The 16899-nt window shown below is 67.7% G+C and carries 10 protein-coding genes; 7 read left to right on the top strand and 3 right to left on the bottom strand.

Features of this window, described 5'->3' with window-relative positions:
• The 3 genes from P0Y43_RS24045 (at window position 1) to speA (ending at window position 3220) form a co-directional block, all read left to right on the top strand.
• On the top strand, window positions 1-552 hold the full coding sequence (locus tag P0Y43_RS24045; RefSeq protein ID WP_275639746.1) for an NUDIX hydrolase: 552 nt from the start codon (window positions 1-3) through the stop codon (window positions 550-552).
• Window positions 553-786: 234 nt separating this feature from the next.
• The gene (locus P0Y43_RS24040; protein ID WP_275639745.1) at window positions 787-1158 is read left to right on the top strand and encodes a translation initiation factor Sui1; all 372 of its coding nucleotides are present in this window, start codon (window positions 787-789) and stop codon (window positions 1156-1158) included.
• Window positions 1159-1306: 148 nt separating this feature from the next.
• Window positions 1307-3220 carry an arginine decarboxylase gene (speA, locus tag P0Y43_RS24035; protein ID WP_275639744.1) on the top strand — a complete coding sequence of 638 codons (1914 nt, stop codon included), beginning with the start codon at window positions 1307-1309 and terminating at the stop codon, window positions 3218-3220.
• A 47-nt stretch (window positions 3221-3267) separates the two neighbouring features.
• On the opposite strand, the gene P0Y43_RS24030 is transcribed toward speA, so the two are convergent.
• Together P0Y43_RS24030 and P0Y43_RS24025 are read right to left on the bottom strand one after the other, a co-directional pair.
• On the bottom strand, window positions 3268-3603 hold the full coding sequence (locus tag P0Y43_RS24030; protein WP_275639743.1) for a hypothetical protein: 336 nt from the start codon (window positions 3601-3603) through the stop codon (window positions 3268-3270).
• Window positions 3604-3977: 374 nt separating this feature from the next.
• Window positions 3978-5315, bottom strand: a complete 1338-nt coding sequence (locus P0Y43_RS24025) for an MATE family efflux transporter (RefSeq protein ID WP_275639742.1) — start codon at window positions 5313-5315, stop codon at window positions 3978-3980.
• A gap of 194 nt (window positions 5316-5509) precedes the next feature.
• Here P0Y43_RS24025 and P0Y43_RS24020 point away from each other — a divergent pair, with 194 nt between their 5' ends.
• Window positions 5510-10411: an alpha-2-macroglobulin family protein gene (locus P0Y43_RS24020; protein WP_275639741.1), complete on the top strand. Its 4902-nt coding sequence runs from the start codon at window positions 5510-5512 to the stop codon at window positions 10409-10411.
• 125 nt (window positions 10412-10536) lie between these two features.
• Here P0Y43_RS24020 and P0Y43_RS24015 read toward each other — a convergent pair whose 3' ends face one another.
• On the bottom strand, window positions 10537-10830 hold the full coding sequence (locus tag P0Y43_RS24015; protein ID WP_275639740.1) for a hypothetical protein: 294 nt from the start codon (window positions 10828-10830) through the stop codon (window positions 10537-10539).
• 68 nt (window positions 10831-10898) lie between these two features.
• On the opposite strand from P0Y43_RS24015, the gene pbpC reads away from it, so the two are divergent.
• From pbpC to P0Y43_RS24000, 3 genes are all read left to right on the top strand, one after another.
• The gene (gene pbpC, locus P0Y43_RS24010) at window positions 10899-13238 is read left to right on the top strand and encodes a peptidoglycan glycosyltransferase PbpC (RefSeq protein WP_275639739.1); all 2340 of its coding nucleotides are present in this window, start codon (window positions 10899-10901) and stop codon (window positions 13236-13238) included.
• Window positions 13239-13532: 294 nt separating this feature from the next.
• Complete coding sequence (locus tag P0Y43_RS24005) at window positions 13533-15065, top strand: collagen-like triple helix repeat-containing protein (RefSeq protein ID WP_275639738.1); 1533 nt, start codon at window positions 13533-13535, stop codon at window positions 15063-15065.
• A 132-nt stretch (window positions 15066-15197) separates the two neighbouring features.
• Window positions 15198-16868, top strand: a complete 1671-nt coding sequence (locus P0Y43_RS24000; protein WP_275639737.1) for a ShlB/FhaC/HecB family hemolysin secretion/activation protein — start codon at window positions 15198-15200, stop codon at window positions 16866-16868.
• Window positions 16869-16899 lie beyond the last annotated feature (31 nt).

Below are 16899 nucleotides of genomic sequence, written 5' to 3'. Positions count from 1 at the left end.
ATGACCATCAACCCCGCCGAGGTCGCGCATCGCGCGGCCTCCGATGCCGAGCTGGTGGCCTGGGTCGACGCGGCCGACGAGCCGCTGGGCGCGCTGCCGCGGGCCGAGCTGCGTGAGCGCGGGCTGATCGGCCGCTGCACCTTCATCCTGCTGTTCAACAGCGCCGGGGAGCTGTGCGTGCACCGGCGCACCCTGAGCAAGGCGCTGTACCCGGGGTACTGGGACGTGGCGGCGGGGGGCATGGTGGCGGCGGGCGAGGGCTACGCCGATTCGGCGGCGCGCGAGCTGGAGGAAGAGCTGGGTGTCAGCGGCGTGGTGCTGCGCTTTCACGAGAAGTTCTACTTCGACCAGCCGGGCAACCGCCTGTGGTGCGCGGTGTTCTCCGCCGTGTGGGACGGGCCGTTGCGCTTGCAGCCGGAAGAGGTCATGGAGGCGCGGTTCCTGTCGGTCGAGCAGGCCGAGGCGCAGAGCCGGGTGCAGCCGTATTGCCCGGATTCGCTGGCGGCGTTGCAGCGCTACAAGGATGGGTTGCCGCCCGGCGAGCGGCGTTGACGCTGTCGCGGGGCAAGTCGGGTCGCCGCACCGCCGCGGCCCAGGTCGCAATACATGCGTAAAATGGCGCAATCCGGTACTTAGCAAGCGATGCATTTATCGTTACACTGCGCGCCCTTTTCGGGCTGCCGCAGCACCTGCGACAGTTAGCGCCGCCCCTGCCAGAGTGGGGCTTCGCGGTCGGTCCTGGCTCCAGGCATCGACCATTTTTTGTCCTCAGCAAGAGGAACAAAAGTGTCCAAGAAAGCTTCTTCCTTCGCCGCCCTGGGCGGTCTTGTGTATTCCACCGATGCTGGCCGGCATTGCCCTGACTGCGGCAAGCCGGTAGACGCCTGTGTCTGCAAGCAGCCGGTCACCCCCGAAGGCGACGGCATCGCCCGCGTGCGCCGCGAAAGCAAGGGCCGCGGCGGCAAGACCGTGACCACCGTGACCGGCGTGCCACTGCCACTGGAGCAGCTCAAGGAGCTGGCCAGCAACCTCAAGCGCCGCTGCGGCACCGGTGGCGCCTTGAAGGATGGGGTCATCGAGATCCAGGGCGACCACGTCGAGCTGCTGCTCGCCGAGTTGACCAAGCAAGGTTTCAAGGCGAAGAAATCCGGTGGCTGATGCCCCGGCGCGATTTTTTGCCCAGCGCTTTCTAAACTCGTTCCCGTGGCCAAGGTCTACCCTGGCACGGATGAATCGTCATTTTCAGCTTCTACACTGCGTCCGCCCCAGCGGGGCAGTGTCTTCGACTTATTTATAGGGGACTTGAATGTCCGTACGACGCACACGCAAAGACGATGGCAGCCAGTGGACCGTGGCCGACAGCCGCAGTGTTTATGGTATCCGCCATTGGGGCGCGGGTTATTTCGCCATCAATGAAGCCGGGCGTGTCGAAGTACGCCCCAACGGCCCCGGCAGCGCGCCGATCGACCTGTACGAACAGGTCGAGGAGCTGCGCCAGAGCGGCCTGTCGCTGCCGCTGCTGGTGCGCTTCCCGGACATCCTGCAGGACCGCGTGCGCCAGCTGACCGGCGCCTTCGACGCCAACATCGCGCGCCTGGAATACCAGAGCCAGTACACGGCGCTTTACCCCATCAAGGTCAACCAGCAGGAAGCGGTGGTGGAGAACATCATCGCCACCCAGAACGTCTCCATCGGCCTGGAAGCCGGCTCCAAGCCCGAGCTGCTGGCGGTGCTGGCGCTGGCGCCGAAGGGCGGCACCATCGTCTGCAACGGCTACAAGGACCGTGAGTTCATCCGCCTGGCGCTGATGGGCCAGAAGCTGGGCCACAACGTGTTCATCGTCATCGAGAAAGAGTCCGAGGTCGCCCTGGTGATCGAGGAGGCCGCGGAGCTGAAGGTCAAGCCGCAGGTTGGCCTGCGCGTGCGCCTTTCGTCGCTGGCGTCGAGCAAGTGGGCCGACACCGGGGGCGAGAAGTCCAAGTTCGGCCTGTCCGCCGCGCAGTTGATCTCGGTGGTGCAGCGCTTCCGCGACGCGGGCCTGGACCAGGGCATCCGCCTGCTGCACTTCCACATGGGCTCGCAGATCGCCAACCTGGCGGACTACCAGCACGGCTTCAAGGAAGCCATCCGTTACTACGGTGAGTTGCGCGCGCTGGGCCTGCCGGTCGACCACATCGACGTCGGCGGTGGCCTGGGTGTGGACTACGACGGCACCCACTCGCGCAACGCCAGCTCGATCAACTACGACATGGACGACTACGCCGGCGTGGTGGTGGGCATGCTCAAGGAGTTCTGCGACGCGCAGGGCTTGCCGCACCCGCACATCTTCTCCGAAAGCGGCCGCTCGCTGACTGCGCACCACGCCATGCTGGTGATCCAGGTGACCGACGTCGAGAGCCACAACGACGAAATGCCGACCATCGAGAACAAGGAGGCCCTGCCCGAGACCGTGCAGTGGCTGGCCGACCTGCTCGGGCCGACCGACATCGAGATGGTCACCGAGACCTACTGGCGCGCCACCCACTACATGGGCGACGTGGCCGCGCAGTACGCCGACGGCAAGCTGACCCTGGCTGAAAAAGCCCTGGCCGAGCAATGCTACTTCGCCGTGTGCCGCCGCCTGCACAACTCGCTCAAGGCCCGTCAGCGCTCGCATCGCCAGGTGCTGGACGAGCTCAACGACAAGCTGGCCGACAAGTACATCTGCAACTTCTCGGTGTTCCAGAGCCTGCCCGACACCTGGGCCATCGGCCAGGTGCTGCCGATCATCCCGCTGCACCGCCTGGACGAAGAGCCGATGCGCCGCGCGGTGCTGCAGGACCTGACCTGCGACTCCGACGGCAAGATCAACCAGTACGTCGACGAGCAGAGCATCGAGACCAGCATGCCGGTGCATGCGGTGAGGGAGGGCGAGGACTACCTGCTGGGCGTGTTCCTGGTGGGCGCGTACCAGGAGATTCTCGGCGACATGCACAACCTGTTCGGCGACACCGACTCGGTGAACATCTACCAGAACGCCGACGGCAGCGTGTACCACGCCGGCATCGAGACCCACGACACCATCGAAGACATGCTGCGCTACGTGCACCTGTCGCCGGAGGAGTTGATGACCCACTACCGCGACAAGGTCGCCAGCGCCCGCATCACCGCGCGCGAGCGTACCCAGTACCTGGATGCGCTGCGCTTGGGGCTGACCCGGTCTTCGTACCTGTCTTCGTAAGGCGGGTGTCGCCATCGCGGGGCGAGTCGGATCGCCCCGCGATGAACTCACTGCAGATCGTCCAGCGTGGCCGTTAGCTCCACGCTCACCGGGCTCACTTCGCCGTCTTCCCTGAGCACCGCCGTGCTCGAATAGCGGTAGACGGTGTCATGGGTGCGTGCATGAACTTTCAGTCCTTGCACCCTCTCTATCGCACCGGGTTGCCGGGTGACCAGGAACGGTGAAAGACCTTTCAGCATATCCAGGGCCTTCTGCTCGTCATCCTGGCGCGGCGCGATGAAGTACAGGTACGTCATCGGCACCGTCGCGCCGCCGCTGTTGCTGAGCACTTCGTAGACGGCACTGTACTTACCGATAGGTAGGTTGGAGACGATGCGACTCAATTCAGGCGTCGGGGCGGCTGTGAAGATCCATATGGATTGTATGAGGATAACTAGGACAAGACTGGCGATCAGCCACCTAGTAACCGAAAGACTTCGCATACTCGATACCTGCCTTGATCCACTCTTGATCTTGAGGATCATCACCATAGGGCGGAGATCCCCACCACGTGCCGAACTCGGGATTGTTGGTGCCTGCACGACCTTGAGCCCAGCCAGCGCCTCGGTTTTGATCTTTCTGGGCGAATTGACAATTGAGTCAAACGGAAAAGTATTTCAGGTCCTTTTCTTTTATTGCCGTGTCTTCTTGCAACACAAACCCGCTGCAAGTCGACGCCTGTTGTGCGAGCGGTTTTGTGTCGCGAAAGGGCAGCGGCTCACCGCACCCACAGCCCCTTGCGCTGCAACCGCCACCCCACCCACCCCAGGGTCACCGCCCGCAGCGCCATGAACCCCAGAAACGCCACCCACAGCCCGTGGTTGCCGAACCCGCGCAACCCCAGCCCCAGCGGCAACGCCAGCAGCACTGACAGCAACATAGCGTTGCGCATCTCGCGTGCCCGGGTCGCGCCGATGAACAGCCCGTCGAGCAAATAGCTCCACACCGCCACCAGCGGCAACACCGCCAGGTAGGGCAGGTAGGGGTACGCCGCCGCGCGGACGCTGTCGATGTCGGTCTGCACATCGATGAACACCTGCCCGCCCGCCAGGAACACCCCGGCAAAGCTGAGGCTGACGATCAGCGACCAGCCGCAGGCCACCACCAGCGAGCGGCGCAACGCCTCACGGTCGCGGGCGCCGATGGCGTGCCCGCACAGCGCTTCCAGCGCATGGGCCAGGCCGTCGAGGGCATAGGCGGTGAGCATGAGGCCGTTGAGCAACAGGGCGTTGGCCGCCACCGTGGCCTCGCCCAGGCGTGCGCCCTGTACGGTCAGCAGCAGGAACACGCCCTGCAACGCCAGGCTGCGCAGGAAGATGTCGCGGTTCACCGCCAGCAAGGGCCGCCAGGCCTGCCAGCGACGCAGCGCGGCCCAGGCGATGCGCCCGGGGTAGGCGCGCAGGGCCGGGCGGGTCAGGGCCAGGCCGAGCAGCGCGGCGCTCCACTCGGCGATCACCGAGGCCCGCGCCGAACCCAGTACGCCCCAGTCCAGGCCCAGCACGAACCATAGGTTCAGGGCGATGTTCAGCAGGTTGGTGGTCAACAGGATCGCCAGCGGCGCCCGGGCGTTCTGGGTGCCGAGGAACCAGCCCACCAGGGCGTAGCTGGCCAGGGCCGCCGGCAGGCCGAGCAGGCGGGTGTGGAAGAACGCTTCGGTGGACTGCTGCAACGCCGCGCTCGGCTGCATGGCGTGCAGCGCCAGTTGGCTGAAGGGCAGGGCGAGCAGGCCGATCAGCAGCGCGAAGGCCAGCGCCAGCAGCAGCCCCTGCACCAGCACCTGGCGCAGCGCAGCACCGTCGGCGCGGCCCGCCGCCTGGGCGGCGAAACCGGTGGAGCCCATGCGCAGGAACCCCATCAGGCCGACCATGAAGGTGAACAAGGTGGCGCCCACCGCCACCGCGCCGAGCTGGTGGGCGTGGGGCAGGTGGCCGATCACCGTGCTGTCCACCAGCGCCACCAGCGGCACCGAGATGTTGGAGAGGATCATCGGTGCGGCCAGGGCCCAGACCCTGCGGTGGGTGGGGCGGTGGCGCCAGTCGAGGGGCAGGGTGGGCATGCGTGGGGGCGGGCCTTCGTGGTGGGGATGGGGGCCCGCACTGGCAGCGCACGAACCAAGGTCGGGAATTCTACCCGCCCCGCAACTTATCCGCGCGAACCCCGTCTCACTTGTCACCCATCGCCCGGTGAGCCTGCGCTGGTTGCGCTATAGTTTCCGCCTTCACCACCCCGCTGCCGAAGAGTTCTCTCTCCATGCTCAACAAAGGATTGTTGCTGGCCTGCGCGCTGGCCTTTCTCAGTGCCTGTGACTCCTCCTCCAAGGACACCCCGGCACCCGCCGAAAAACCCGCCGCCAGCGCGGCCGTCGAGGCCAAGGCGCCGCAGCGCGAAGACCCGGCGGTGCTGGCCAAGCGTTACGAAGGCCGCGAGCTCGCTGTGCTGGATGTCTCGGAAGTGCAGCTCGACGGCGCCAGCACCCTGTCGGTGAGCTTTTCGGTGCCGCTGGACGCCAACCAGGACTTTGCCAGCAAGATCCACCTGGTCGACACCGTCAAGGGCAAGCTCGACGGCGCCTGGGAACTCTCCGATAACCAGATGGAGCTGCGCCTGCGCCACCTCGAGCCGCAGCGCAAGCTGGTGCTGACCGTCGACAAGGGCCTGCTGGCGGTCAACGGCAACGCGCTGCCAAGCGAGTCGGTCAGCCGCCTGGAAACCCGCGACATGCAGCCCACCATCGGCTTCGCCAGCCGCGGCTCGTTGCTGCCCACGCGCCTGGCCGAAGGGCTGCCGGTGATCGCCCTGAACGTCGACAAGGTCGACGTGGAATTCTTCCGCATCAAGCCCGACATGCTCTCCAGCTTCCTGGTCAACTGGGGCCGCAACAGCAGCCTGTACTACTACCAGTCCAAGGAAACCCTGGAGATGGCCGAACTGGTCTACAGCGGCCGCTTCGACCTCAACCCCGCGCGCAATACCCGCGAGACCGTGCTGCTGCCGATCGCCGGCATCAAGCCCTTGCAAGAGCCGGGCGTGTACCTGGCCGTCATGCGCGCCTCGGGCACCTACGACTACTCCCAGCCCGCGACCCTGTTCACCCTGAGCGACATCGGTGTCTCCGCGCACCGCTACCGCGACCGCCTCGATGTCTTCGCCCAAGCCCTGGAAGGCGGCAAGGCCTTGGCCGACGTGACCCTGGAGCTGCACGACGACAAGGGCAAGCTGCTGGCCCAGGCCAAGACCGACGGCAAGGGCCACGCGCAACTGCCGATCACCGCCAAGGCCGACACCCTGATCGCCACCCAGGGCGTGCACACCACCCTGCTGCGCCTGAACACCGCCGCGCTGGACCTGGCCGAATTCGACATCACCGGCCCCCAGGCCAACCCGTTGCAGTTCTTTATCTTCGGCCCGCGCGACCTGTACCGCCCTGGGGAGACGGTGCTGCTCAACGGCCTGCTGCGCGACCAGGACGGCAAGCCGCTCAAGCCACAGCCGGTGACTGTGGAAGTGCGCCGCCCCGACGAGCAGGTCAGCCGCAAGTTCGTCTGGGAAGCGGACGCCAACGGCCTGTTCCAGTACCAACTGCAATTGGCCAGCGAGGCGCCGACCGGGCGCTGGCAGTTGTTGCTCGACCTCGGCGGCGGGCGCAAGCAGGTGTACGAGTTCCTCGTCGAAGACTTCCTCCCCGAACGCCTGGCGCTGGAACTCAAGGGCAGCGACACGCCGCTCAGCCCTGAGGAAACCGCCAGCATCCAGGTCAAGGGCCGCTACCTCTATGGCGCCCCGGCCGCGGGCAACCGCCTGAGCGGCCAGGCCTACGTGCGCCCGCTGCGCGAAGCGGTGCCGAAGCTGCCGGGCTACCAGTTCGGCTCGGTCACCGAAAACGAACTGAGCCAGGACCTGGAACTGGACGAAGTCACCCTCGACGCGTCCGGCAAGGCCACCGTCGACATCGAAAGCCGCTGGGCCGAGGCGCGCTCGCCGTTGCAACTGACCGTGCAGGCCAGCTTGCAGGAGTCCGGCGGCCGGCCGATCACCCGGCGCCTGGAGCAGCCGATCTGGCCCGCCGAGCGCCTGCCTGGCCTGCGCGGGCTGTTCGACGGTGAGGAGACCGACAGCGACGCCCCGGTGGAGTTCGAGGTGCTGGTGGCCGACCGCGACGGCAACAAGCTGGCCGCCGACGACCTCAAGGTGCGCTTGATCCGCGAGCGCCGCGACTACTACTGGAACTACTCGCAGAGCGACGGCTGGAGCTACAACTACAACGAGAAATTCCTCACCCAGGCCGAGGAGACCGTCAGCGTCAAGGCCGGCTCCACGGCCAAGCTGACCTTCCCGGTGGAATGGGGCCCGTACCGGGTCGAGGTGGAAGACCCGCAGACCGGGCTGGTGTCCAGCGAGCGCTTCTGGGCCGGCTACCGAGCCCAGGACAACGCCGAAGGCGGCGCGGTGCGCCCGGATCAGGTCAAGCTGGCGCTGGACAAACCGTCCTACGCCGACGGCGCCACCGCCAAGGTCACCGTGACCCCGCCGGCGGCCGGCAGCGGCTACCTGATGATCGAGTCCAGCGATGGCCCGCTGTGGTGGCAGGAAATTGATGTGCCCGCAGCAGGCAAGACCTTCGAGGTCGAGCTGGACAAGAAATGGGCACGCCACGACCTCTATATCAGCGCCTTGGTGATCCGCCCCGGCGAGCGCAAGGTCAACGCCACGCCCAAGCGCGCCGTCGGCGTGCTGCACCTGCCGCTGGACCGCGCCGAGCGCAAGCTCGCCGTGACCCTGCAAGCGCCGGAGAAGATGCGCCCGAAACAGCCGCTGACCGTCAAGTTCAAGGCCATCAACGCCGACGGCAGCGTGCCCAAGCAGGTGCACGTGCTGCTGTCGGCGGTGGACGTGGGCATTCTCAACATCACCGACTTCAAGACCCCCGACCCGTTCACCAGCCTGTTCGGGCGCAAGGCCTACGGCGCCGACCAACTGGACATCTACGGGCAGTTGATCGAAGCCGGCCAGGGCCGCCTGGCGAGCCTGGCGTTCGGTGGCGACGCGGCCATGGCCAAGGGTGGCAAACGCCCCAACACCACGGTGACCATCGTCGCCCAGCAGAGCGTGCCGGTGACCCTCGACGAGCAGGGCGAGGGGCAGGCGAGCGTCGACATTCCCGACTTCAACGGCGAGCTGCGCCTGATGGCCCAGGCCTGGACCGACGAACACTTCGGCGTCGCCGAAGGCAAGACGGTGGTGGCCGCGCCGCTGATCGCCGAGCTGTCGGCGCCGCGCTTCCTCGCCGGCGGCGACCAGACCCGCCTGGCGCTCGACCTGGCCAACCTCTCTGGTCGCGCCCAGCAGCTGAACGTGCAATTGAGCACCGAGGGCCAGTTGAGCCTCACCGCCGCCGCCCAGCAGAACGTCACCCTGGCCGTGGGCCAGCGCAGCACGCTGCTGATTCCGGTGCAGGCCGAAGGTGGCCTGGGCCAGGGCAAGGTGCGGGTGAGCGTCACCGGGCTGCAACTGCCCGGCGAGCCGGCCAACACCTTCGAACGTGAATGGACCCTCGGTGTGCGCCCAGCCTACCCGGCGATGCTCAAGCACTACCGCGTGGCGTTGAAGGAGCAGCCCTGGAGCCTGCCCGAAGGCGACCTGGCGCTGTTCGAGCCGGCGGGCCTGGAAGCCAGCCTGGCGCTGTCGAGCCGCCCGCCGCTGAACCTCGCTGAGCAGATCCGCGCCCTCGAAGCCTACCCCTACGGCTGCCTGGAGCAGACCACCAGTGGCCTGTACCCTTCGCTCTACGCCGACGCCGAAAGCCTCAAGCGCCTGGGCATCAAGGGCGAGCCGGCCGAGGTGCGCAAGCGCAAGATCGAGATGGGCATCGAGCACCTGCTGGGCATGCAGCGCTATAACGGCAGCTTCGGCCTGTGGAGTTCGGACAGCGAAGAAGAATACTGGCTGACCGCCTATGTCAGCGACTTCCTGCTGCGCGCCCGCGAGCAAGGCTACGGCGTCCCTGCCGAAGCGTTGAAGAAGGCCAACGAGCGCCTGCTGCGCTACGTGCAGGAGCGCAACCTGATCGAAGTCGACTACAGCGAGAACGCCGAGCACACCCGCTTCGCCGTGCAGGCCTACGCCGCGCTGGTGCTGGCGCGCAGCCAACAGGCGCCGCTGGGCGCCCTGCGCAGCCTGTTCGAGCGGCGCAGCGACGCGCGTTCCGGCCTGCCGCTGGTGCAGCTGGCGGTGGCGCTCGACAAGATGGGCGACAAGCCGCGTGCCCAGCAGGCCTTGCAGGCGGGCCTGGCGATCGGCCGCGGCAAGGGCTGGCTGGCCGACTACGGCAGTGCCGTGCGTGACCAGGCGTTGATCCTTGCCCTGTTGCAGGAAAACGACCTGGCCGGCAACCAGGTCGACCAGCGTCTGTTCGCGCTGTCCGACGAGCTGGCCGCCAACCGCTGGCTGTCGACCCAGGAGCGCAACGCGCTGTTCCTCGCCGGGCGTGGCTTGCTGGGCAAACCCGAGGGCAACTGGCAGGCGCGCCTGGACAGCGCCGGTGAAGTGCGCGAGTTCAACAACGCCGAGTCGGGCATGAAGCTCGAAGGCCCGCTGCTGGCTTCGCCGCTGAGTATTCAGAACCAGGGCAGCGAGACCCTGTACCAGCAACTGACGCTCTCCGGCTACCTGCGCCAGGCACCGGCGGCCAGCGGCAATGGCATGGAGATTCGCCGCGAGTACCTGGGCATGAACGGCCAAGCGCTGGACCTGCGCAACCTGCGCAGCGGTGACCTGGTGCTGGTGCACCTGGCGCTCAAGGCGCAGAGCCAGGTGCCGGATGCGCTGGTGGTCGACCTGCTGCCGGCGGGCCTGGAGCTGGAGAACCAGAACCTCGCGCAAAGCGCCGCCAGCCTGGAGAACGCCAGCAGCGCGGTGAAGCAGTGGCGCGAGTCGATGCAGAACGCCAGCGTGGTTCACCAGGAGTACCGTGACGACCGCTACGTGGCGGCGCTCAAGCTCGACAGCTACGGCACCACCCACCTGCTGTACCTGGCCCGCGCGGTGACCCCGGGCAGCTACCGCATTCCCCCGCCGCAGGTGGAGTCGATGTACCGGCCGAACCTGCAGGCGGTGGGGGAAAGCCAGGGGGACATGGTGGTCAAGAACCGCTAGCACGAACGCGCACTCCCCCTGCAGGAGCGGGCTGGCCCCGTGATAGCGTCAGCAGGGCCAGCGATGCTGCCTGGTCTGACGCTATCGCGGGGCCAGCCCGCTCCTGCAGGGAGAGTGCGCGTCGTTCAATGCACCACCCAACTCAACACCCACAACCCCAGCAACGCCCAGATGATTCCCAGCACGATCGACGCTCGCATGAACGCGCGCACCGCCGAATACAGCAGCATCAGCCCGACGATCAGCGCCAGGATGCTGACCAGCGACGTGTCCATGCCCAGCGTGCGCGCCAAGCCATCGATGAAGTTGCCCCCGGCGTTGGCCAGCAGGTTGAACAGCCCGCTCAAACCATCGACGATGAAACGGATCAACGAACCCAGTGCCTGGCCCAGCCACTCGAAAAAACCTTCTACATGCATAGTCGCTTCCTGATGATCGAATCGGCGATTCCAAGGCTTTGGCCATCACCTGGCCAGGTCGGTTCCCGATGCCAAGCTTAGTTCGCGCGCGGGCCGTGCGCGGCCTTGCCGTCACCTTGGCGTTGTCGGCGGCGCTGCTGTGGCTGGCCGACCGCCTGTGGCCGCTGCCACTGCCCGGTGACGACCTCGCTCGCGTGGTATTGGCCGAAGACGGCACGCCGCTGTGGCGCTTCGCCGACGCCGACGGTGTCTGGCGTTACCCGGTCAGCCCCGACGAGGTGTCGCCGCTGTACCTGGAGGCGCTGCTGACCTACGAGGACCGCTGGTTCTACAACCACCCAGGGGTCAACCCGCTGGCCCTGGCGCGCGCTGCCTGGCTGAACCTGCGCGGCGGGCGCGTGGTGTCGGGCGGCAGCACCTTGTCGATGCAGGTGGCGCGGCTGCTCGACCCGCACGACCGCACCTTGGGCGGCAAGCTGCGCCAGCTGTGGCGCACGGCGCAGCTGGAGTGGCATTTGTCCAAGGCCGAGATCCTCCAGCTGTACCTCGACCGCGCGCCCTTCGGTGGCACCTTGCAGGGCGTGGCGGCCGCCAGCTGGGCGTACCTGGGCAAGTCGCCCAGGCAGCTCACGCCCGCCGAGGCGGCGCTGCTCGCCGTGTTGCCCCAGGCGCCCAGCCGCCTGCGCCCTGACCGTCACCCCGAGCGCGCCCAGCGGGCCCGCGACAAGGTCTTGCAACGCCTGGGCGAATACCAGGTGTGGCCGCAGCAGCGCCTCGACGAAGCCCGTGAGGAGCCGTTGCTGCTTGCCCCTCGCCAGGAACCGGCCCTGGCCCCGTTGCTGGCTCGGCGCCTGAATACCCCGGGCAGCCCGCCGCTGATCCGCACCACCCTCGACGCCGCGCTGCAACGACGCCTCGAAGACCTGCTGCTGGGCTGGCGCGCGCGCCTGCCCGAGCGCACCTCGGCGGCGATCCTGGTGGTCGAGGCGCAAAGCATGGCGGTGCGTGCCTATATCGGCTCCATCGACATCAACGACGCACGGCGCTTCGGCCATGTCGACATGGTCCATGCCTTGCGCTCGCCCGGCTCGACGCTCAAGCCGTTCCTCTATGGCATGGCCATGGACGATGGCCTGATCCATTCCGAGTCGCTGCTGCAAGACGTGCCTCGGCGCTACGGCGACTACCGCCCCGGTAACTTCTCCATGGGCTTCAGCGGCCCGGTGTCGGCCAGCTCGGCGCTGGCCTTGTCGCTCAACTTGCCGGCGGTGCAGTTACTCGAAGCCTACGGCCCGAAGCGCTTCGCCGCGCAGTTGCGCATGGGCGGCATGCCGCTGGTGCTGCCGCCGCTGGCCGAGCCGAACCTGTCGCTGATTCTCGGCGGTGCCGGCAGCCGCCTGGAGGATCTGGTTGGCGGCTACGCGGCCTTGGCCCGGGACGGCCATAGCGCGCGCATTCGCCTGCAACCGCAGGACCCGCTGGTGGAGCGGCGCCTGCTGTCGCCGGGGGCGGCGTGGATTACCCGGCGCATCCTCAGCGGCCAGGCGCGCCCCGACCGCGACCCCCACGCCGAGCTGGTGCAGCGCCCGCAACTGGCGTGGAAAACCGGTACCAGCTATGGCTTTCGCGATGCCTGGTCGGTGGGTGTCGGCCCGCGCTACCTGATCGGTGTGTGGATCGGCCGCCCCGACGGCACCCCGGTGCCCGGCCAGTTCGGCCTGGCCTCGGCGGCGCCGCTGATGCTCCAGGTGCACGACCTGTTGAGCAACCGCGACAGCCAGCGCGGCATCGCCGTGCCGGTGGCCGCGGTGCCGTCCAGCGTCGGCGTGGCCGCGATCTGCTGGCCACTGGGCCAGCCCATGAGCCGGCAGGATCCCGAGTGTCGGCGCCAGCGCTTTGCCTGGACCCTCGACGGCACTACGCCGCCGACCTTGCAGGCTGCGGACCAGCCGTTGGGGTTGGGGTTGCGGGAAACGGTGTGGGTCAATGACCGGGGGCTGCGTGTCGATGCCACTTGCGCGGGCGCCAGGGCCCGTGAGGTGGCCTTGTGGCCTGCGCCGTTGGAGCCCTGGCTACCCAGGGTCGAACGGCGTGCCGCGCGCCTGCCGGTGGTGGACCCGGCTTGCCCGCCGCAGGTGCCGGCCAGTGCGCCGCCGTTGTCGATCGTGGGGGTACGGGCGGGTGATGACCTGCGCCGGCCAGCGACCAGCCATGAGCCCTTGCAGTTGCGGGTTTCGGCGTTGGGGGGGGCAGGGCAGCGCTGGTGGTTCGTCAATGGGCAGCCGGTGGGGGAGACCCAGGGGCAGGACAGTTTGTTGGTGCGCTTCGAGCAGGCGGGGCGGATCGAGTTGAGTGCGCTGGATGAAAGTGGGGAGACGGCGCGGGTGGAGTTTCAGGTGAATGAGTGATTTGGGTGGGTTGGCCTGAGGTTGCATCGGGGTTGAGAGGCACCTATCAGCCCCAAACCCAGCGCGATAACTAGTCAGTTATCACTATCCCATCCGTAGTGCGCCCAATCCATACAATATAAGTAATTGAATTAGTTATGGTTTTATTCGGTGCTGGCCCCCTGCCTCCGGTCTTAATACCAACTTACGACCTATCCGCCCCCACCCTCCAGAGCTTCACTGCTGATTGAAAGGATCACGGCGCCGCAAACGGCCCCGCGCATCCCACCACCAACAGCGGCAGGAGTCGCCCACATGAACAATCACGCGTGGATCAAGACGGGTACGGCGCTGGCACTCATCATGGCGCTGGGGCTGGCAGGCTGCAGCAGTGGCGGCGGCGGCCATCACAGCGAAGTCGATGGCTCGTCTGCGGATGGCGCGGCCGGTGCGGCGGGCAGCGATGGCTCGGGTGGCGCAGGCAGCGGTGGCACGGCCGGCACCGGTGGCTCAGGCGGCACCGGAGGCGGCGGCACTAACCCAGGCAACGGCGGTGGCACCCCAGGCGGTGGCGATGGCGGCACCGGTGGCGGCAGCACGCCCACGCCGCTGGTCACCGGCCAGGTGGTCGGGCAGGTGGGCGATACCGTCTCCGGCCTGGGCGATGGTCTCAGCAACCTTGGCCAGGTGGTGGGCTCGCTGCCCATCGCGGGCGATACCTCGCTGACCGGTGGCGTCGGCGCGCTAGTCTCGTCCACCGGCGATGCCGTCAACAGCATCGGCAGCGGCCTGAGCGACGGCCTTGGGCAACTGGGCACTGGCAACAACGCGGTCGGCACCACCCTGGGTGTGGTCGGCGCCGCCACCGCCAACCTCGGCACAGGCGTCAGTGGCCTGGGCGATGGGGTTCAGGGGCTGGCGAACAGTTCGCTGGTCGAGCAGGTACCGCTGGTCAACCAGGTGGTCGCCGGGGTCGGGCAGGGCGTCGACCAGGTGGGCCAGGCGGTGACCATGCTGGGCAACACCCTGACGCCAATCGGCACCAGCGGGCCGTTGAGCGGCGCCACCCAAGGCGTCAGCGATGCCTTGGTGCCGGTGGTGTCGCTGGTGGAAAACACCGTCGTCAATGCCACCCGCCAGACCGGCTTGGCCGGGCCGCTGAACCAGACCCTGAACCGTGTCGGCGGCACACTGGACCAAGCAGGCCAGCAGTTGGCGGGCGCGGGTAACGGCAACCCATTGACCGACACCCTCGGACAGACCGTCAGCAACCTGGGGGGCACGGTGGCCATCGGCAGCGGCTTGGCCCCGACCAGTGGTGGCCCGCGCACAGGGCTGCTGGAAACCGTCGGTGGCGTGGTCGCAGGCGCCGGCAACGGCTTGGCGGGTGGCGTCGGCAATCCCAGCCTCGCCACGGTCGGTGGCACTGTGGGTCAGGTGGGCAACACGGTCGCCAGCCTCGGCACCGTGGTTGGCGGCAATGGTGTGACCAACACCGCGGCGGGCGCTCCAGTGGCTGCGCTCACTCAACAGGTCGGGGCAGGGCTGAGCCCGGTGCTGGGCAGCGTGGCCAGCGTCACCCAGCAGGTTGGCACCAGCACCGGCGTGGGCGCGCCAGTGGCCGGGCTGCTGAACCAGGCCGGTGGCGCGGTGGCATCGGCGGGCGGGCAGTTGAGCGCGGCCAGCGGCAACCCGGTGGTCAGCCAGTTGGGCAGCACGGTCAGCGCGGTGGGCACCGCGGTCGGCCAGGCCGGTGGGTTGCTCACCGGTAGTGGTGGTGGGCAGGCGGGTGGCATCGGTGGTGTGCTGGGCGGCGTGAGCGGCGCCTTGGGGGGCGGCCAGCGTTGAGTCGACGGGCCTGCGGCAAGCACCTACGCTTGTAGCAGGCCCCGCCTCATCGCGGGGCAAGCCCGCGCCTACAGGTCCCCCAGCCTGTTTGACAGCGGCGGGCACCTAACCCCCGGATCATGGAGTGTCCGAATGCGTCCACTGGTCGTGACGATGCTGGTGCTGTCCTGGGCCTGCGTGGCCCGTGCCGAACCCCTGCCGAGTTTCCTCAACAGCAACGAAACCGAACGCCGCCTGCCCACCCCGAACCTGCCCATGGATGCCTATCGCCCCAGCGCGCCCGGCCTGCAGGTGCCGCCACTGGCCACCCCGCAGCAGCCGCCGCTGTTGATGAGCACCGAGGTGCAGGTGCGCAAGGTGCGTTTCGAGGGCGGCACGGTGTACCCGCTGAGCGACCTGCGCGATCACTACCGCCCCCTGCTCAACCGCAAGGTCACCCTGGCCGAGCTGATCGACGTCACCCGCCGTTTGACCCAGCGCTACCAGCAGGACGGCTACCTGCTGTCATATGCCTACCTGCCGCCCCAGGACTTCGCCGATGGCCGCGTGCGAGTGGTGCTGGTGGAGGGCTACATCCGCGATCACCAGGTCGAAGGTGACATCGGCCCGGCCCGCGCCTACCTCGACCGCCTGGTGGCCAAGCTCAAGGCCGAGCGCCCGCTGACCCGCAAGACCTTCGAGCGCTACACCAGCCTGATCAGCCGTATCCCTGGGGTGACCTTCCAGGCCCAGGTGCCGCCCCCCGGCACCACCGACGGCGCCACCCGGCTGGTCGCCCAGGCCTCGCGCAAGCCGTTCACCACCAGCATGAACCTCAGCGATGGCAACCGTGACGACCTGCAAGCGCTGTTCGGCGCCACCAGCAATGCCCAGACCCGCTTCGCCGAACAGCTCAGCGCCAGCGTGCTGGTGCCGCCGGGCGAGGACAAGGAGCGTTACTGGCGCCTCGACTATGGCCAGTTCGTCGATGACGAGGGCACCCAGCTGCTGCTCTCGGCTTCGCGCTACCGCAGCGACCCGAAAGCCCGCATCCGCCTGGACAACGGCATCGACCTGACCCAGCACCGGGAGAACGAGCGCTACGCCATTGGCTTGAGCCAGCCGCTGATCGCATCCCCCACCGAGTGGCTGGAGGTGGTGGGGCGTTTCTATGCGGTCAACGACCGCATCGACTACCAGGTGGTCGGCCTGCCGTTGGAGCTGAAAAGCGAAACCGACCTGCGTGCGCTGTCGTTCGAGGGCGACTGGCGCAAGGCCGAGGCGCGTCGGCTGCGGATCCTCAGTGCCGGCGTGTACCAGGGCCTCGATCACTTTGGTGCGCGCACCAACGCCGGCTACGACCTAGACTTCCTGCGCCTGCGTCTGTCCGGGGCGCAAAGCGATAACTTCCTCGACCACTGGCAGGGCGTCGCTTCGGCAGCAGCTTACTGGAGCAACGACAGCCTGCCCGACAGCGAGCGCGCGGTGTTCGGCGGGCAGAACTTCGGCCGCGGCTACCCCAGCGACCAGGCTTCCGGCGACAAGGGCTGGGGCTTGGCCTACGAAGTGAACTACAGCTTCCAGCGCGATGGCGCCTGGCTCAAGGTCATGCAGCCCTACGTGGTGCTGGATGCGGCGCGGGCCTGGTTCAACGAGCTGGACGTGCAGAGGGCCAAGCTTTCGTCGGCGGCGGTGGGGGTGCGTTTCGGTGATGCGCGCTATTACAACATTGCCTTGGAGGTGGCCAAGCCGATGTCGGATATCGCGCTGGACAGCCTGAATCGGCGGCCGAGGTTCACGGTGAGTTTCAGTTATCAGTTGTAGCGGTGTGGCAGCGGGTTGTATTCCCGGCGCA

The sequence above is a fragment of the Pseudomonas entomophila genome, from assembly GCF_029193575.1.
Classification (GTDB): domain Bacteria; phylum Pseudomonadota; class Gammaproteobacteria; order Pseudomonadales; family Pseudomonadaceae; genus Aquipseudomonas; species Aquipseudomonas entomophila_G.
Note: the sequence above shows the minus strand (reverse complement) of the source record. Positions and strands in the feature narration are given on the sequence as shown.